A 16,601-nucleotide genomic window follows, 5' to 3' on the forward strand; every position below is an offset into this window, starting at 1 on the left:
CTGGTGAAGCAACTACTGCTACTAAAATTCGAAATATTGATGTTAATGGTAGCGTTAGTTCTGTTGTTATTGATAGTCAAGACAACGCATATTTTCGAACTAATAATGCCCTTTATATTTTAAAATACAAAGAAAATATTATAAATAAAATTATTCAAACAGAAGATAATTTTAATTATTTCCTTTTTATTGATAATAATGATAATGTGTATTTTAAATTAAAAAATGAAATTTTTGTATTAAAAACAAAAAAAATAAAGCTTTTTGAAATTATAAAATCAGCAGAATATATTAACACCAGCGATAATAATATAATAGTTAAAAACAACAATTTATATTTCATAAAAAATAATATAGCTTTTATTTTAAAAAAAAATAAAACAATACCAATTAAAATAAATAGCAACAATCAAGAAGTTTTTTCATTGACTATAGATAATAATGAGAATATTTATCTTCTTTTTTTCGATAACGAAAGATTGTCTCCATTTCTTTTAAGAAAAAACACTAATATACCAATCAAAATTAATGGTGTTACTGGGCACACTAGTCATATTTTTGCTGATAATAACAATAATATATATGTTGGTTCAGGAAATGGTTTATATATGTTAAAATCTGGCGAAACAACTGCTACTAAAATTAAAGGAATTAATAAAAAATATGGAAGTTTTGTTAACCTTTATAAGGATAAAAAATATGATATAATTTACTTCAAAACCGGGGGTGGATTATATAAATTAAATGGAGGAGAAAATAAACTATCTAAAATTATTGAAGGAAAAACTCTAGAACCATTATTTTTTACAAGTGATTATAATCATCATACTTACTATAAAGATTTTTTTGATAAAAATATTTATTTTTTAAAAAAAGATCAAATATTACCAAATAAAATAAATGGAATAAATAACAATGTAATTTCAATAGAAACAGATAAAAAAAATAATGTTTATTTTATAACAAATGTGGTGTATATACATTAAAATCCGGTGAAATAAATGTGACTAAAATTAGTAATATTACTAATATTATTACAACATTTTCATATAATGATGATACTATTTATTTAATAACAAATAGTAAGATATATATAATAAAAAACAAAGAAATAATAACTTCAATAGAAATTGATAAAATTATTGAAAACATTTCTTATAATATCTTTAGGGATGATTATTGTAATTTATATTTTTTTTCTTCAAAGTCATTATCTTTAATTAAAATTAAATTATCTCTTAATAAAGATATTAAAAAAAACAAAATTAAAAGAAATTATAGATAATAATGATGAAACAATTTTAAATACTATAAATTATTTAAATTTTGAAAATGATTATTTTTTGAATTTAAATAAAATGAAAATCATTAATAAAACACCAACTTCGGCAACAATTGAAGCAACAAAAGGAAAATATCGTGGCGAAGTTACTGTTAATTATAAAATTAAAAATAAAGATGAAATTAATAATATTGATTTAAATGACTTATTAAAAAAAACAGTTTATTTTGATTTTACAAATAAAAGCTTTTATTCTATTGCTAAAATTAAAGAAATAAAAGATATTAATATTGATAACTTAGTATTTTCTGAGATTGAAGTATCAAGTACTTCAGATTCGTTAAAATCAATCGACGAAAAAGCTGTTTGTTTTAAACCAATTAATTTTCCTAACACTTCTTCTTCTTCGGGTGTACAAAAAATTAAAGTACCGTCATGTAGTTATGAAACTAAAGCAAAATATTTATTTCAAATCACCACAAGGTTAAAGATAAATAACTCCAAAAATATAGCTAAGGGATGAAATTTAAATATTGATGATGAAATGATATTAACTGATTTTACAAGTTCAAATAAAAAAGCTTCTGAAATTAAAAATACATTATCAAAGGATTTTAATTTATCAAACACAAATAAACAAGAACAAGAATTAATTTTAAATCGTGATTTGTTGCATTCACCAGAACAAGAATTATCTGTGGAGCCAAAACAACGTCTTATAGCCCAATATGTAATCAGATTACTTTCAATTAAAACTAATTTAGATTTAAAACAAAAAATTAACGGAATAATTACTGCTAAAATAATTGATGATAATAACGAAGAACAAACAATCACCTTATCAATTACAGAGGGTAATGCAAATATTACAAAAATATCGTTTATTATTACCCGATGAAATTACTATTAACGAAGATAATAGCATTTCTTTTAATGGCAAAGCAACAATATCAAGAACAAGCGAAAGCGATCCTCAGCCAATTTTTAATTTTCGTCCAATTTAATAAAAAATATTAAATTTATTACAAATAATTGGTCTGTTAACAACTTGTAAAAATAAGAAAAATATTCCAACCATTAATTTTAGTTAATTACTGGTTTTTATTTTGACAAAATAGAAAGGAGAATTAAAATGAAAAAGTTTTTTGGTTATTTTAAGAGTATTGTTGTTATTTTAGAAAATTATCTTTCTAAGGCAGTGACTTTAACAGTTTTTAAATTTAGTTAACTTATTTTTCTGTTTTAATGATAAATGTTTTTCTAGGATTTATTCCTATTCTATATCCGTTTGAGTGATCATAGTAATTTATTGTCATTTCTAATTGGATAGACTTTTGGATTTTGTATGTTTTTCTATTGTTATTTTGATTGATTATTTTGCCATATTTTCTTGTTAAATCTTCAATATTTTTTCTTTTTTCATTGTTTTTTGAAAAAACAGGAGTTATAAATTCAAGTTTATCATTTGTAGGTTTTGGTCTTTCTTTAAGTACTTCTTCAAGATTTTTTTTATTTATAATTATAGGAACTTTTATTATTATTTTTAATTCATCATGATGTTGTTGTTGAATATTCTCGATTTCAACTTCTTTTAAATTGTCAAGTTTAACTTCTTTTTCGTAAATTTGATTATTTTGTCTTTTTTTCTAATTATTGATTCTGTTGTTGTTTTATCATTGTTAATGTTTCAGGGAATGGTAAAAATGTTATTGAAACTAATAATTATCATGGTAAATATTTTCATAAACATTTTTATCACTCCTTTTTAAAATATTTTATTTCTCGTTGTTCTTTTTTCTTTAATTTTTTTAATAAGTCACTCAATACCACAATTTATAATTACAGCTAATGTGATGCATATATCCAAATATCCTAATATCATAAGTGAAATTAATGTTTCAAATTTTTCATATAATAATTTCAAATCATTAATTTCCAATTTTAAAAATGGAATGAAAAAGATAATAATCATAAAAATGTAAGGCAAAATTCTTCGTCAATATCTTTTTAAAAAATTAATTAACTTGTTTGATTTCATTTTTCAAGGCTCTTTTTGCTTTAATTTTTTGAATAATCAAGCGGATTAATTTTTCAAATTTAAGTGCAAAATATATTGCTCCGCCTCATCAAAAAACAAATATTCCTGCCAGCATAATACCAAATACCACTATTGAACTTGCCAAAGAAATTAACCATCTCTTCATTCATAAAATCATTAAATTCGTTACTTGTTCCAGTTATTCATTTAGTATCACTTACTATTAATGCACAAATTAATAAGCTTATAAAGATGAAAATGATACTTAATACTATTTTTAACCACTGCTTTTTAAAAGAATTTTTAATTCTTAATTTTAATGGCATTTTTTCTTTTGAATTATCTTTTTTAAATAATTTTGCTAAAATTTTTTTCATTTTAACTCTCCCTTCATATTTTTTATCGTCCTTTAATTACAATAAATAAGGCAATAAGTACACAAGTAACACCAAGAATAGTAAAGATTGGGTGTTGCGAAAATGTTCGTGCCATTGGTTTAAATAGTTCTAAAATTGTTAAATTGCTAGTAATAAACTTTTGGAAATTGGCAAGCCCTTCGCTAATATAGTTCGTTAAAGTTTCAAAATGACTACCTGCTAATAATCCAAGAACAGTTATTAAGATAAAAATAATAATTAGTTTAAACATTGTTAGTTACCTTGTTTGGTTTTTATTGGTTTTACTTGCTTTTTAGCTTTTCCTCATGCACTTAAACGCCCCTTATTTTTAACAGCATATTGGCGTTGTTTTTCTAAATTAACTTGTAGACTACCAAATCCAAGAATAATTGCCATAAGAAATTCTACAGCCAGCGTTAAGAATAAAGGAAATATTAGTTGAATATTCGTTCCCGGCACTTCAAGACTTCAAATTAAATCAAAAACTTTATAAAGCATTTGGGCGAGAAAGTCGGCCATTTTTGCGAGATTTGCCATTTTTTATTATTCCTTTTCTTTCATTTTTCTTAAAAATTTGCTAAATTTATCCATTTTTAAATATTCCAAATCTTCTAAATCAATTGCTGTGTCATTATAGTATTTGTTTTCATAGTCAGGATTCACTTTTGCATTTAAGTAATCTCTTAAAAACGCTAGGTAAAAAGAATTGTAAGTGTTTAATATTGGTAAAGGAATTTTTAGTTTAAAAAAATAAATATCAAGTTCAGGAATATCGCGATATTTAATGCGACGACCCTTTTTACTATTTTTAGCATCAATTAAGGTGTTTCGTCAGCGTTCATATTCTTCAATGCTCGTAAACGTACCATAAATGACTTTTAAGTAGGGACGAAAAATATTAACGGGTTTTTTACGAATGCCCACAATCACATTATTAGCAATATCGCGAACTTTAACTCAAATATGTTTATCTCTTTGACCGCCAGCAAGCACAATATGACCGAAATGGCGTGCCAGAGCAAAATACTCTTAAATACCAGTTTCTTCGTTTTTGGTATTATTTTTTTCTCAATCAGTTCCCTCTAAAAATAAGTTGGTTTCATCTCACAAAAGTAAGGTTTTGTCTGGCAATACCGGATAATCAAAGTCTAACAAACCCATATGCCCTAAACTTAATTTTTGGGTTTCTAGTAATGGAAAGGTTGAGGCGATATGATATTTTTTCTTTTTTAGTAATTTTGATGCGTATACTAGAAAAGCGGTTTTTCCAGTTCCTAATTAACCAATAACAATATTTAATGATGAGTTTTTTAAGAAGTTAATAACTTTGTTAATTTGTGTTAAATTACCGATTTTAAAAAGAAAAATTAAAATACAACCTGCTAAAAATAAATAGCTTACAATGTTTTTAAAATAACCGTTGTAAACATATCAAATTGCTCCTCAATGTCATAAAATTAAAAATGAGGTGCGATTTAATTCAATAAAATGGTTATTTTTTTCTATTATTCATTTGCAAAATTTCATCTTGCACCTCACTTTATTTTTTTGTTAGCGTACTGCTCCAAGTAATTTTTCAAACATTTTAAAGCAAATAAAGAATATTGCCAAAATAAATGGAAAAATGAATATTCAGTAGTCAGCAAAGAAGTTACCGACTTGTGGCATATTAACAGCAATAATTTCTCACATTTTAGTAAACGCTGTTATAATTGCGTTTCACAATTTAGTCATCGCGTCACTAGCTGTTATCTTTGTTACTGCTGGTGCATCAACTAAGAAAGTTCCAAACATATAATCACCCCCTTTCTTTTTAAAACATTCATCATTTATATTCAAAGTTTTTCTTAAATTTGTTAAAACCACGATTAACCTTAACACGATTGTATTTTTTCCTAATTAATTTTGAATTTCTTTGGGAATGCATCACAATGTAACTTCTTGACATTAATTTTGCCTCTATCTAAATACTGATATGGTTTTTCAAAGTAACATTAGAATAAATCACACCATAATCGCTGTTAGGAGTCAAAAAGCAATGTTTGCTATTAAAAGTCAAAGTGGTGCTTCGGTTAATTTAATTTCTTTACTACCAGTAATGTGGGCCGGAATAGTTGTAATTTGAATAAATAAATCTCAGAAAGTTTGTTTAATTTGTTCTCAATTAAATTCTTTTAAGTTTATTGTCATTTTTTATCTCCCGAAAATCATTTTTATTGGTAAATACATAATTGAAATTAATGCGAAAAGAAAAGTAATAATAATAATTAATCCGGCAATAAACGCAACCTGTGCAGGCATTTTTTCTATCGGAATAAACAGTTTTAAGAATTCCATAATAATTTCTCAAAACATTATTTTTTATTCTCATTATTTTCTTTTGAATTAGGAGCTTTAACTCATTCTTCAAAGCGGACAATAAACACTTTTTCATCTTTTGTAAAATTACCAGTATTATTTTTAATGGCATTTTTATATTTAATTCTAATTTTTATTTTGGCATAAATTTTATAAGCAAAATATGCTAATAGCATTATGCAAATGATAATAAATATTATTCCAATCGCAATATTCATTTTTAAACTCCTTTAAAATAGTTATAATTTATATCTTTTTTGTTGTTTTCTTTTTCGGCAATGAAGAAACCTAATAATTCTTGCCCATTAATTAATTTGGTTTCATTTTCTTTTTGATTAATTGAAATTATTTGATATTTACTATCTTTTATTATTCCGATGCAAATAGAATTTTCATATTTTTTTTTATAAACAAATCGCTTTGGAAATCAAATGCCGATTTGTTTATTAAATCACGGTATTTTTGGTGCTTTAATAAACATTGCGTTTTGCGCTTCTTTTAAGAGATATTTTTTAGTATTTAAGAAAATGTTTTCAATGTTTTTCATAATAAATTACCTTTCTTATGAATAAACTAAGTTATATTAACTAAGTTAGTTAGCTTAGTTTTTTAAACACTTATATATCGCAGATTTAAGTGTTTAACAAGCTTTGTTATTAAATTTTGTTTTTTTAATTAGATAAAGATTTTAATAATTTTAAACTTAGCATACCCTTATATAGAAATTTCTACACTTTAATGCCCACATCCTGCCCTTGGAACTAATTTAATAGCGTGTATATTTTTAGGAAATCCACCCATTCATTTTTTTATTGCAAAACGAAACAAATTGCTATAGCTAATAGGATGTTATCTATTAACTGGTAAACTTCTTTTGGTTATAGCAACCACCCACAATTTATCGTGCTTTAATACATACCAACATTATTAACTCACTTGTATTTAATTTTCAAAGAACAAATTTTTAACACCTTATAAAATAAAAAGACAATCATTGCTGACTGTCTTAATACTTATTCAAATATTTTCCCACCTAACAAAACTTTATGCGTCCTTTAATTAACATTAATAAAATTGCTAACGGCAATACAAATTTAAATAATATTTGAAACGCCGGAATGACTTCAAACATCGCGGGAAGGCAGTTTTAGTAAAATTAATCGTTGTTTTAGCAATGTCAGCACAGCAATAGGAATAGGGCGAATTAAAAGATTAATTCCAGAAAGGAGACACCAAGTAATCACAATTCAGCACACTAACAGAAGCGCGCTGAATACCACAATACCACACACAAGATATTGCACTAAATAAACCTCTCCTCTCAATAAACCTCAATAAGAACAGTTGGGCGCAGGAATTAAATCATCCATATTACCCACTTATGCCACCGCCAATAAAAGCTGTTAAATTCAAAATGTTAAAATCGTATAAAAAATAATGATATTCAGTGCTTTCATTTTGCTTTTTATATAGCGGGAAAGTTAGCATAAAAATATTAATTCCATACATGACATCAACTTTGGCATTGTAAAAATGCAGTTTATTACTAGTGGCATTCCATAATTGGTTATCATATGCTTTTAAAACATTAAAATCTATTTGATAAGAATTTTTACCGGTGTTAAAACCATTGGAAATTTGTTTATCTTTAACAAAAAAATAGGAACGAAAAATCATATTCTCACTATTTTCTATTGTTGAACCAAAGTTAATTAAATATTGTTTGGGATAAAAAGTAATTAAGGAACGATAGAAAAACCTCATTTGTAAAACATTTTTAGGAATTTGTTGCATCCCTTTGTAATCTAATTCTACATAAGTAGAGGCATCCATATTAAAACTAGCGCAAAAGAATTGTGTAAAAAAAACCACCTAAAATTTTATAAATTTTATCAAATAAATTAAAATAATATTTACTTGTCAAATCTTTTAAATAAAAAAACATAAAATCTTTAAACTTTAAAATCAATCTTTAATTTATCATCATAGCGTAGAAAATGAAAAGTATTATCATAATAATTAATTTGTCCAAACAAAACATTAATAAAATCTTCAGTAAAACCATTTTTTCAAATAAACTTAATTAATTGTTTATCATTTTCATAAAAAGTAATCATTCCTAAAGAAATTTTAATTCTAAAAACATTACCAAAACTAGAAAATTCTAAACTATCAAAAAAATATAGCGAGTTTTCAGGTTCAAAACTACGAATTAAAGTAAATTTACTATTTTGTTTAAAACCATTTAATTTAATTGACATTTCACTAATATATTTAAAATTATCATCAAAGAAATTAAAAATTGGAACTCAATATAAATAGCTATAATTAAATTTATCAAAATCCCGGCGTTGTATCATTAAATAATCTAGCTTATCTTGAAACTGATTATGCTGTGATATTCGCCATCACTTTTGGTTATCTCAGTAGAGGTAATGGTTGCTCTGCTTCTTTTTCGGGTAAGGTAAGGGGGGCATTTCGGCATAGAATGAAGTTATATATCAAACTTGTAATAACTGAAATTTTATTAATTGAAATTTAATTTTTGCATTAATAATTTTTGGAATTGTTATTAGTATACTATTATTATCTATGCCATTACTTCTGTAAAAATTAAGAACACTTTCAATATTATCTTGGCCTTTTAAAAATAAGCTTTTCTTTTTCAAATCGTTAGGTAAAATATCATTTGGAAAATGAAGTCTATAACTACCTTCTGTTGGTGAATTAAGTCATAGTTCACTATTTAAAATTTCAACGAACTCCAACTCACGACTTTCGCCACATTGACTAGAATTTGTGGCTCGTTTTTCTCGTTTCATAAAAAATTGTTCCATATTAGGTTTTGGTGGTTTTTTGTATCAAAGAAAGCGCCCAAAGGGACTAAACCAATAAACATTACAATAAAAATCAAGAAATAATCTTATGCATCTCATCACGACTTAAAACTCTCTTTTATTGCTTTAAAAGCATGAGAAAATTTATATTGTGGATAGGCTACAATAAGTTGAACCATAATTATATAGACTTCGAAATTATTAAGAAAGAAGGAATATAAAAATGGGAAATAAAACCTCATACTATGAAGAATTTAAAAAACAAATTGTCATGCTATACAAAAATGGGAAAAGTGTTATTAATTTAGGGAAAGAATATAATTTACCAAAACCAACTATTTATAGTTGAGTTAAAAATTATAATAATTCTGTTTCATTTAAAGAAAAAGACAATCGCACACTAGAAGAAAATGAAATAATAACTTTACGAAAAGAACTTAAAGACTTGAAAATGGAAAATGACATTTTAAAGCAAGCCGCACTGATAATGGCCAAAAAATAACAATAATTAATAGCAATAAGAAAAAATATTCAATAAGAAAAATGTGTAAATTATTAAATATTTCAAAATCCAATTACTATTATCAAATTAATAAATACACAAGGAAAATAGTGAATAATTATAATCAAGAAATTATCGGTGCATTTAACGAAAGCCGCCAAGTCTATGGAGCTCGAAAAATCAAAGTAGTATTAGCTCATAAAAGTATTAACCTATCTAAACACAAAATTAGAAATATTATAAAAAACAATAATTTGATATCAAAGCACACAAAAACAAGACTTAAATGCAAAAATATTCAAGTAAATAATGATCCAGTAAATAACATTGTAAACCGAGACTTTAATAATAGAAAAATAAATGAAATTATCGTTAGTGACTTAACTTATATAAAAGTGGGTTTTAAATGATTTTATGTATGTCTCCTAATTGATTTGTATAATCGCAAGATTGTTGGTTATAGTTCCGGACCAAATAAAAATACGGAGTTGGTTTATCAAGCTATTTATTATGCGAATTACTAGACCATTATCAAAAATTGAAATATTTCATACCGACCGAGGTAATGAGTTTAAAAATAATATAATTAATCAATTATTATCTACATTTAAAATTCAAAGATCATTGAGTGCGAAGGGTTGTCCATATGATAATGCAGTTGCTGAAGCAACTTATAAAGTTTTTAAAACAGAATTTATTAATGGTAGAAAATTCAATGATCTTGCACAATTAGAACTTGAATTATTTGATTACATTAATTGATACAATAATCTTAGAATACATGGCAGTTTAAATTATTTATCTCCAGTTATTTTTAGAAAACAAATGTCTATATAAAAATTGTCCTAAAAAGGGTTGCCAATCCAACCTACCTTTTTATTCGCCCGCCGTCCATGTTGGTTGACTCATGGTCTGTTTTTAGGGCTTATTACCACTAAATTTTTTAATTGGACCAGTAGATGATTGTTTCTTAGTTCCTCAATTAGCAACTGATTTTCGATATTTTTTACGAAAACCAACTTTTGGTCGTTCAATATGAATACTTAAAATACCACCAATTACAAGATTGATAACAAGCATAATTAGTGGAAAAATAATAATGCGAATATCTGTTCCTGGAATGGTTAAAGTTCAAATTAAATCAAAAACTTTATAAAACATATCGCCAATCAAACTAGCCATTTTTTCTAATTTTTCCATTTTTAAATTCCTTTACTTGTTTTTCTTATTCAGATTATTTTTTAACTTAGTAAGTATTTTACTGAATTTTTCCATTTTTAAATATTCTAATGCTTCAATATCCATTACATTATCATTTCAAAATTTATGTTGGTAATTATCATTCAAAGCACGATTATTTAATTCGCGCAAGAATGATAAATATTTATTATCATAAAGATTTAAAATTGACATCGGAATTTTCAATTTAAAGAAATAAATGTCTAATTCCGGAATGCTACGATACTTGATTTTACGACCTTTTTTATCATTTTTTGCATTAATTAGAGTTAATCGTCATTGTTCGTATTCGCTTACCGATCGATTTAAAAGTGCCATAAATAACTTGTAAATAAGGACGAAAGATACTAACCGGTTTTTTTCTAATACCAACAATTATTGAATTCGCAATATCACGAACTTTAACTCATATATGTTCGGCTCGTCGCCCGCCCGCTAATACGATATGGGTAAATTGCCGTGTTGAAGCAAAATATTCTTGTAAACCTTGAGGGCTACCCTATCATTTTCTTTATAGTCGGTTCAGTTCCTTCTAAAAATAAGTTAGTTTCATCTCAAAGTAATAATGATTTTTCATCTAAAATTGAATAATTATAATCTAAAAGCGACATATGCCCTAATGAAAGCATTTGTTTATTGGTAATCGAAAAAGTAGAAATCGTTTTTCAACCACTTAATAAGTAAGAAGCCAAAACCATTAAAGCAGTTTTCCCGGTCCCTGGCCCCGGGTCCCCTAAGGCGTCAATTATTAAATTTAAAGGTGAATTTAATAAGAAATTAATAAAACTTTGATGAGCAAAGAAATGAGAAATTTTAGTATATAAAATGTACAAAGCAATTAATAAATAAATAATATCAAACAACATTCGTCAACTTTGAGGATTATAATAATGCAAAGTCGCACCATATACATATAATCACACAATAATAAATAAAGTGCGATTTAAAGAGACAAAATCATATAATCTTAAATTTATTTTTTTAAACAATAGCATCACTTAAATCACACTTTCTTTATTTTTATTACTATCTGCCGGGCATTAATTTTTCAAACATTTTGAAAGCAATTAAAAATAAACCAATAATCACGCCAAGCAAGAAAACTCAATATGTAGCAAAGAAATTAACGACATTTGGCATATTACCACCAATAATATCAGTTCAAATATTACCAAATGCTTTAATTAATGCTTTTCATAAGTTAGTAACCGCTGGTTCACCAGCAATTGCTACTGGTGGTTGGTGTTACTTTACATCAAGAAAAGTTCCAAACATATAATCACCCCCCCCTTTCTAAACAAAATATGATTTAACCTTATAAAATAAAATAACCATAAATAAGACAATGAATAATAATACCATTCAAAAAGCAATGTTTGCTATTAAAAATCAAAATAGTTCTTTGGTTAAATCAATTTCCTTGCCAGAAACTCACACCGGAATAACTGTAATTTGAATAAATAAATCTCAAAAACACAATTTTGTCATTTCTCAATCTAAATCTTTTCAAGCAACTAAAAACATAATAATTACCGATTAAAAGGTCAAAAGAGTAGAAAAATAATGGCTGAGAAGAGCATTACAATTATTAAAATTGAAAACAAAAATACAACTTGGGGTGGTTTAAATCGGCAGCCGGATAAATTAATTCAATTAACTCAATAATTATTTTTTTAAACATTTAACAACCAACTTCCTTAATTAATAACATAGCATCAATACAAACCCGCGCATCATGAAAAATATCTATCTTTACATGACAGACCAGACACCATAATCACGCGCTCATAAACGATTAGGTTTAGTAATTTATTATCACCATTAATATATAAAGATAACTGCGATACTCTATCTATCTTTTGTTCTTCTTCTGAAGAAGCAATACCATACCATACTTTCACTTTTCTCTTCCTGCCTTTTAATTTATCTTTCTTATTTTTAACATTTTTTTAATTTTTTTAATTTTTCTAACCATTTTTGTACTCCTAATTCGATTAATTTTATTTATTTTTGTATTATATTTAAATTTAGTCATATCTATGTACTTTTAAAAATATTCTAAATATTTTTTTTATTTGTTAATTTCTTCTCCATCTTTTTCTAATAAATTTTTCTTAAATTTTGCAATAAATATTCGTTGTGAATAAGTAAAATCTTTTGGTAGCTGTTTTGCTTCACCACCATATTTCTTTTTATTTTTAAAAAACCGATAAATATTAACTGCAATACAATATGCTAGTAATAATGTTAAAATCGTAAAAAATACTAATCCAAATATACTCATCTTTCTTTTCTCCTTAATTTTTTAATCTTTTAATATGCAATATCAACACAAAGTCAATTATCACCGACTAAATCAGTTCTAACAGATTCAACTGCAGATTTAGACGCTCAAAATTTTTGTTCTAATCCAGTTTTTTTATTAATAGAATATATAAACTTTCGACAATAATTTTTAAGTGGTTCGTCCACATTAACTCACATTTTTATTTCTAAAACTCCAAAACTTTTTTTACTACACCAAATCAAAAAATTGCAATAACTTAGTTAAATAACTCAACTAACATCGATAATTAACGGGCGGAGCATACGCTTTCCGCACCGCTTCGCCACTATAAACATCAACCAAAATGTTTTTTTTATTTACCTCTATTCTTAAGACGCCTTAAAACACCTTTAAAATTAATTTTTAAAATAATTAAAACTTACATCCTTTTTATCATTCTCTTTTTCAGCAATAAAAAAATTTAACAATTCTTGTCCTATAATCAAATTAGACTCCTACCCTTTCTTATTAACTAAAACCAACTGATACTCACCATTTCTAATTATTCCAATACAAATAGAATTTTAATATTTTTCTTTATAAACAAATCGCCTTGAAAATCAAATACCAATAGGATTATTAAATCACGGAATTTTAGGTGCTTTAATTAAAATTGCGTTTTGTGTTTTTTTAAAAGATATTTTTTAATATTTAAGAAAATATTTTCAATATTTATCACATACACACCCCCCTTACAAAATATATTTAGTTATATTAAGCTAAGTTATATTTAACTTAGTTAAATAACTAAGTTAAATATTTATTTTTTTGAACATTTATGTTTAACAGAATTTGTTAGTAAACTTCGTTTACTAATTAGCTTAGTTTATTATTATCGAGGCACAAAAAAAATACAAGGCATAACTAAAAATAATAAATATTAATTTAACCTTATATTTCTTGTAATAAATAAATGAGCTCGTATTTATTTATTAATTAACAGCAAGCTTGTAAAAACCAAAATCTTGTCATATGTATATGGTTTCTAAATACTTTTAGTAAAACTTATTGCTTCTTATTTTTAAATGTGATATATTTTGTAATGAGCTTGCATTGTGCGAGTGTAGTTTAATGGTAGAACTTCAGCCTTCCAAGCTGATTGTGTGGGTTCAATTCCCATCGCTCGCTCCATTAGATAAATAAAACTAGACTTCTAAAAGTCTAGTTTTTTATTGTATAATTTATGAGAGTGAGGAAATAGTGATGTTAAATTGGATAGGTTACAATAAGTTGGACCATATTTATGTGGACTTTCAAATAAAATAAAATTATTAAGAAAGTAGAATATAAAAATGAGCAAAAATTCATATACAGATGAATTTAAAAAACAAATTGTCATGCTTTATTAAAACGGGAAAAGCATTATTGAAATTATTAATTAATATGGTATTTCAAAATCTGCTATTTATAATTGAATAAAATCATTCGATAATTCTGGTTCTTTTAAAGCAAAAGATATCAAAGTAATGAAGAAAATGAATTAATTTACTTACGAAAAGAATTAAAACAATTACGAATGGAAAACGATATTTTAAAGCAAGCGACACTGATAATGGCCAAAAAATAACAATAATTAATAACAACAAAAACAAATATTCAGCGAGGAAAATATGTAAGATTTTGATAAACCCAAAATCTTACATATTTTCCTCGCTGAATATTTGTTTTTGTTGTAAAAACTTATTTTAATGTTGTTTTTATAAGCGTTTTCCTTAGTTTTTATAACCTTTTATTGAGATTATGTTTATTAATATTAAATATTTTGTCTTATTATTTATTTTCTAAATAAAATGATAATTAAATTGTCGTTGCTTGTCATTAAAAATTATTTAAACATTTTCCTACATAACAAAACTTTATGAGTCCGTTTACTTTTCATACTATACTGGACATAAAAGACTTGGTACATAAATTTAAATAGGCAGTGATGCGTTTTTTAGTTTTATAGTAAGTAATAATGATTACGACAATTAGCACTTAATCAGCTTTGGATTTTTGATTTTAAATCTGCTAAATCAGCTTGAAAAATAATATATTTCATTTTTTTAAACTCCTTAAATTAAGAAAATCGTATTTTTTAATACGATTTTCAAGAATATTTATTAAATTATTAATTTTTATTAGGCATTTCAGTAAAGAATGAAGTTATTAAATATTGACTAAAACCTAAATCTTTATTTTTAGAAAATGTAATTTTAACATTAACAATTTTATCAATAGTATAATATTTATTACTTTCACTTTTACCATTACGCTCATAAAAAATACGAATATCTTTAAAACCATCAATAGGTTTATAAGAAGTTAAAGATTCCGCAGAATTAGAAACATCAAAAGGCAATTCATTTTTAATAGAACTAATATTTAATCACCCACCTCAATCATTGCTAGTAGAACTCGTAAAATTACTATTCAAAATTTCAATAAAATTTAATTCATATTTTTTTGCATTATCAGTAATTAGAATATTGTTACCTTTATTACATCCAGAAATAAACATTATACTTACTTACTAAATTTAAAGCTGATAAAAATTTTCACATAAAGAAAAATCCTCCTTTCAAAGGAATTATATTTTATATAAAAATATTAGAAATATTTAAGAAAACTTTTTAATTAACATTAATAAAATTGCTAATGGTACTACAAATTCAAACAACATCTGAAGCGCCGGAATAACTTCAAACACCGGAAAGGCAGTTTTCGTGAAATTAATTGTTGTTTTGACAATATCCGCGCGCAACGCAGGGAGGGAATTAAAAGATTAATCCCAGAAAGAACCAAGTAATCAATTTAACACACTAACAAAAGTGTGCTGAATACCACACAAGATATTGCACTAAATAAACCTCAATAAACCTCAATAAGAACAGTTGGGCGTAGGAATTAAATCATCCATATTACCCACTTATGCCATCGCCAATAAAAGCTGTTAAATTCAAAATGTTAAAATCGTATAAAAAATAATGATATTCAGTGCTTTCATTTTGCTTTTTTTATATAGCGGGAAAGTTAGCGTAAAAATATTAATTCCATACATGACATCAACTTTGGCATTGTAAAAATGCATTTTATTACTAACAAGTAGCGTTTCATAATTGGTTATCATACGCTTTTAAAACATTAAAATCTATTTAATAAGAACTTTTACCAGTATTAAAACCATTAGCAATTTGTTTATCTTTAACAAAGAAATACAAGGCATAACTAAAAATAATAAATATTAATTTAACCTTATATTTCTTGTAATAAATAAATGAGCTCGTATTTATTTATTAATTAACAGCAAGCTTGTAAAAACCAAAATCTTGTCATATATATATGATTTCTGCAATTATTATTCGTTTACCTAATGATATTTCGGACTTAGAAAATTATAATATTAAAAAACTAATTAATTTAAATTAATTTTAATAACAGTTACTAACATCTAATTAACAAGTAATTAACAATTTTTTAGTTATTATTAAAATTTGTGGAAAAATATTAAAAATTCAATATTTACAAAGTAAATAAATGTTGATAATAATGTGGATAACTATAGTTATCCACATTATTTCATTTTTTATGGATAAATTTTTCTATTTTAAAGTTATGATATTTATAGGAAGTGGTTCAAGG

General features: G+C 25.1%; 28 protein-coding genes, 1 tRNA gene and 1 pseudogene. 8 read left to right on the forward strand and 22 right to left on the reverse strand.

Features of this window, described 5'->3' with window-relative positions; genetic code table 4:
* The first annotated feature begins 425 nt into the window (after positions 1 to 425).
* The 4 genes from AACK93_RS07855 (at position 426) to AACK93_RS07870 (ending at position 2,286) form a co-directional block, all read left to right on the forward strand.
* Positions 426 to 986 carry a hypothetical protein gene (locus AACK93_RS07855; protein WP_339024480.1) on the forward strand — a complete coding sequence of 187 codons (561 nt, stop codon included), beginning with the start codon at positions 426 to 428 and terminating at the stop codon, positions 984 to 986.
* 17 nt (positions 987 to 1,003) lie between these two features.
* On the forward strand, positions 1,004 to 1,285 hold the full coding sequence (locus AACK93_RS07860) for a hypothetical protein (RefSeq protein ID WP_339024481.1): 282 nt from the start codon (positions 1,004 to 1,006) through the stop codon (positions 1,283 to 1,285).
* Positions 1,286 to 1,358: 73 nt separating this feature from the next.
* A complete protein-coding gene (locus AACK93_RS07865; protein ID WP_339024482.1) occupies positions 1,359 to 2,192 on the forward strand; it encodes an ETX/MTX2 family pore-forming toxin in 834 nt (277 codons plus the stop codon).
* The gene (locus AACK93_RS07870; RefSeq protein WP_339024483.1) at positions 2,140 to 2,286 is read left to right on the forward strand and encodes a hypothetical protein; all 147 of its coding nucleotides are present in this window, start codon (positions 2,140 to 2,142) and stop codon (positions 2,284 to 2,286) included. Before AACK93_RS07865 ends, AACK93_RS07870 begins: the two co-directional genes overlap by 53 nt.
* A gap of 587 nt (positions 2,287 to 2,873) precedes the next feature.
* On the opposite strand, the gene AACK93_RS07875 is transcribed toward AACK93_RS07870, so the two are convergent.
* The 15 genes from AACK93_RS07875 to AACK93_RS07945 all read right to left on the reverse strand — a co-directional run bounded on the left by AACK93_RS07875 (position 2,874) and on the right by AACK93_RS07945 (position 9,012).
* On the reverse strand, positions 2,874 to 3,032 hold the full coding sequence (locus tag AACK93_RS07875) for a hypothetical protein (RefSeq protein ID WP_339024484.1): 159 nt from the start codon (positions 3,030 to 3,032) through the stop codon (positions 2,874 to 2,876).
* Positions 3,033 to 3,297: 265 nt separating this feature from the next.
* On the reverse strand, positions 3,298 to 3,435 hold the full coding sequence (locus tag AACK93_RS07880) for a hypothetical protein (RefSeq protein ID WP_339024485.1): 138 nt from the start codon (positions 3,433 to 3,435) through the stop codon (positions 3,298 to 3,300).
* Positions 3,380 to 3,697, reverse strand: coding sequence for a hypothetical protein (locus AACK93_RS07885; RefSeq protein ID WP_339024486.1), 318 nt, complete (start codon positions 3,695 to 3,697; stop codon positions 3,380 to 3,382). The genes AACK93_RS07880 and AACK93_RS07885 overlap by 56 nt, the downstream gene beginning before the upstream one ends.
* Positions 3,698 to 3,719: 22 nt before the next feature.
* Positions 3,720 to 3,968 carry a hypothetical protein gene (locus tag AACK93_RS07890; protein WP_215826579.1) on the reverse strand — a complete coding sequence of 83 codons (249 nt, stop codon included), beginning with the start codon at positions 3,966 to 3,968 and terminating at the stop codon, positions 3,720 to 3,722.
* A gap of 2 nt (positions 3,969 to 3,970) precedes the next feature.
* Entirely contained in the window at positions 3,971 to 4,255 is a 285-nt protein-coding gene (locus AACK93_RS07895; RefSeq protein ID WP_339024487.1) for a hypothetical protein, read from the reverse strand.
* 6 nt (positions 4,256 to 4,261) lie between these two features.
* On the reverse strand, positions 4,262 to 4,711 hold the full coding sequence (locus AACK93_RS07900; RefSeq protein WP_339024488.1) for a hypothetical protein: 450 nt from the start codon (positions 4,709 to 4,711) through the stop codon (positions 4,262 to 4,264).
* A gap of 36 nt (positions 4,712 to 4,747) precedes the next feature.
* Positions 4,748 to 4,879: a hypothetical protein gene (locus AACK93_RS07905; RefSeq protein WP_339024489.1), complete on the reverse strand. Its 132-nt coding sequence runs from the start codon at positions 4,877 to 4,879 to the stop codon at positions 4,748 to 4,750.
* A gap of 117 nt (positions 4,880 to 4,996) precedes the next feature.
* The gene (locus tag AACK93_RS07910; protein ID WP_339024490.1) at positions 4,997 to 5,245 is read right to left on the reverse strand and encodes a hypothetical protein; all 249 of its coding nucleotides are present in this window, start codon (positions 5,243 to 5,245) and stop codon (positions 4,997 to 4,999) included.
* A gap of 24 nt (positions 5,246 to 5,269) precedes the next feature.
* A complete protein-coding gene (locus tag AACK93_RS07915) occupies positions 5,270 to 5,584 on the reverse strand; it encodes a hypothetical protein (RefSeq protein WP_339024491.1) in 315 nt (104 codons plus the stop codon).
* A 93-nt stretch (positions 5,585 to 5,677) separates the two neighbouring features.
* Positions 5,678 to 5,908 (reverse strand): hypothetical protein, encoded by a 231-nt coding sequence (locus AACK93_RS07920; protein ID WP_339024456.1) that lies wholly within the window; start codon positions 5,906 to 5,908, stop codon positions 5,678 to 5,680.
* Positions 5,909 to 5,911: 3 nt separating this feature from the next.
* Positions 5,912 to 6,073 carry a hypothetical protein gene (locus AACK93_RS07925; RefSeq protein WP_339024447.1) on the reverse strand — a complete coding sequence of 54 codons (162 nt, stop codon included), beginning with the start codon at positions 6,071 to 6,073 and terminating at the stop codon, positions 5,912 to 5,914.
* A complete protein-coding gene (locus AACK93_RS07930) occupies positions 6,073 to 6,294 on the reverse strand; it encodes a hypothetical protein (protein WP_339024455.1) in 222 nt (73 codons plus the stop codon). Before AACK93_RS07930 ends, AACK93_RS07925 begins: the two co-directional genes overlap by 1 nt.
* Positions 6,295 to 6,296: 2 nt before the next feature.
* Positions 6,297 to 6,623 carry a hypothetical protein gene (locus AACK93_RS07935; RefSeq protein WP_339024492.1) on the reverse strand — a complete coding sequence of 109 codons (327 nt, stop codon included), beginning with the start codon at positions 6,621 to 6,623 and terminating at the stop codon, positions 6,297 to 6,299.
* A gap of 824 nt (positions 6,624 to 7,447) precedes the next feature.
* Complete coding sequence (locus tag AACK93_RS07940) at positions 7,448 to 7,909, reverse strand: hypothetical protein (protein ID WP_339024493.1); 462 nt, start codon at positions 7,907 to 7,909, stop codon at positions 7,448 to 7,450.
* 119 nt (positions 7,910 to 8,028) lie between these two features.
* Positions 8,029 to 9,012, reverse strand: a complete 984-nt coding sequence (locus tag AACK93_RS07945) for a hypothetical protein (RefSeq protein WP_339024495.1) — start codon at positions 9,010 to 9,012, stop codon at positions 8,029 to 8,031.
* 124 nt (positions 9,013 to 9,136) lie between these two features.
* On the opposite strand from AACK93_RS07945, the pseudogene AACK93_RS07950 reads away from it, so the two are divergent.
* Positions 9,137 to 10,252, forward strand: a pseudogene (locus tag AACK93_RS07950) (IS3 family transposase).
* 81 nt (positions 10,253 to 10,333) lie between these two features.
* Here the strand turns inward: AACK93_RS07950 and AACK93_RS07955 are convergent.
* From AACK93_RS07955 to AACK93_RS07965, 3 genes are all read right to left on the reverse strand, one after another.
* Positions 10,334 to 10,615 carry a hypothetical protein gene (locus AACK93_RS07955; protein ID WP_339024496.1) on the reverse strand — a complete coding sequence of 94 codons (282 nt, stop codon included), beginning with the start codon at positions 10,613 to 10,615 and terminating at the stop codon, positions 10,334 to 10,336.
* Positions 10,616 to 10,627: 12 nt separating this feature from the next.
* Entirely contained in the window at positions 10,628 to 10,972 is a 345-nt protein-coding gene (locus AACK93_RS07960) for a hypothetical protein (RefSeq protein WP_339024498.1), read from the reverse strand.
* A gap of 176 nt (positions 10,973 to 11,148) precedes the next feature.
* Positions 11,149 to 11,649 carry a hypothetical protein gene (locus AACK93_RS07965; protein ID WP_339024500.1) on the reverse strand — a complete coding sequence of 167 codons (501 nt, stop codon included), beginning with the start codon at positions 11,647 to 11,649 and terminating at the stop codon, positions 11,149 to 11,151.
* A gap of 62 nt (positions 11,650 to 11,711) precedes the next feature.
* Here AACK93_RS07965 and AACK93_RS07970 point away from each other — a divergent pair, with 62 nt between their 5' ends.
* Complete coding sequence (locus AACK93_RS07970) at positions 11,712 to 11,933, forward strand: hypothetical protein (RefSeq protein ID WP_339024502.1); 222 nt, start codon at positions 11,712 to 11,714, stop codon at positions 11,931 to 11,933.
* A 66-nt stretch (positions 11,934 to 11,999) separates the two neighbouring features.
* Positions 12,000 to 12,194 carry a hypothetical protein gene (locus AACK93_RS07975; RefSeq protein ID WP_339024503.1) on the forward strand — a complete coding sequence of 65 codons (195 nt, stop codon included), beginning with the start codon at positions 12,000 to 12,002 and terminating at the stop codon, positions 12,192 to 12,194.
* A 531-nt stretch (positions 12,195 to 12,725) separates the two neighbouring features.
* Here AACK93_RS07975 and AACK93_RS07980 read toward each other — a convergent pair.
* Together AACK93_RS07980 and AACK93_RS07985 are read right to left on the reverse strand one after the other, a co-directional pair.
* Entirely contained in the window at positions 12,726 to 12,938 is a 213-nt protein-coding gene (locus tag AACK93_RS07980) for a hypothetical protein (protein WP_339024504.1), read from the reverse strand.
* A 29-nt stretch (positions 12,939 to 12,967) separates the two neighbouring features.
* Positions 12,968 to 13,126, reverse strand: coding sequence for a hypothetical protein (locus AACK93_RS07985; RefSeq protein WP_339024505.1), 159 nt, complete (start codon positions 13,124 to 13,126; stop codon positions 12,968 to 12,970).
* 911 nt (positions 13,127 to 14,037) lie between these two features.
* Between AACK93_RS07985 and AACK93_RS07990 the strand changes: the two genes are divergently transcribed.
* Positions 14,038 to 14,111 (forward strand) — tRNA-Gly (locus AACK93_RS07990).
* 979 nt (positions 14,112 to 15,090) lie between these two features.
* Here AACK93_RS07990 and AACK93_RS07995 read toward each other — a convergent pair.
* Both AACK93_RS07995 and AACK93_RS08000 read right to left on the reverse strand, forming a co-directional pair.
* The gene (locus tag AACK93_RS07995; RefSeq protein ID WP_339024506.1) at positions 15,091 to 15,480 is read right to left on the reverse strand and encodes a hypothetical protein; all 390 of its coding nucleotides are present in this window, start codon (positions 15,478 to 15,480) and stop codon (positions 15,091 to 15,093) included.
* Positions 15,481 to 15,912: 432 nt separating this feature from the next.
* Positions 15,913 to 16,089, reverse strand: a complete 177-nt coding sequence (locus tag AACK93_RS08000) for a hypothetical protein (RefSeq protein WP_339024507.1) — start codon at positions 16,087 to 16,089, stop codon at positions 15,913 to 15,915.
* Positions 16,090 to 16,601: the final 512 nt, after the last annotated feature.

Origin of the sequence: Spiroplasma endosymbiont of Agriotes lineatus (assembly GCF_964019485.1) — a bacterium.
Taxonomy (GTDB): Bacteria; Bacillota_I; Bacilli_A; order Mycoplasmatales; family Nriv7; genus Nriv7.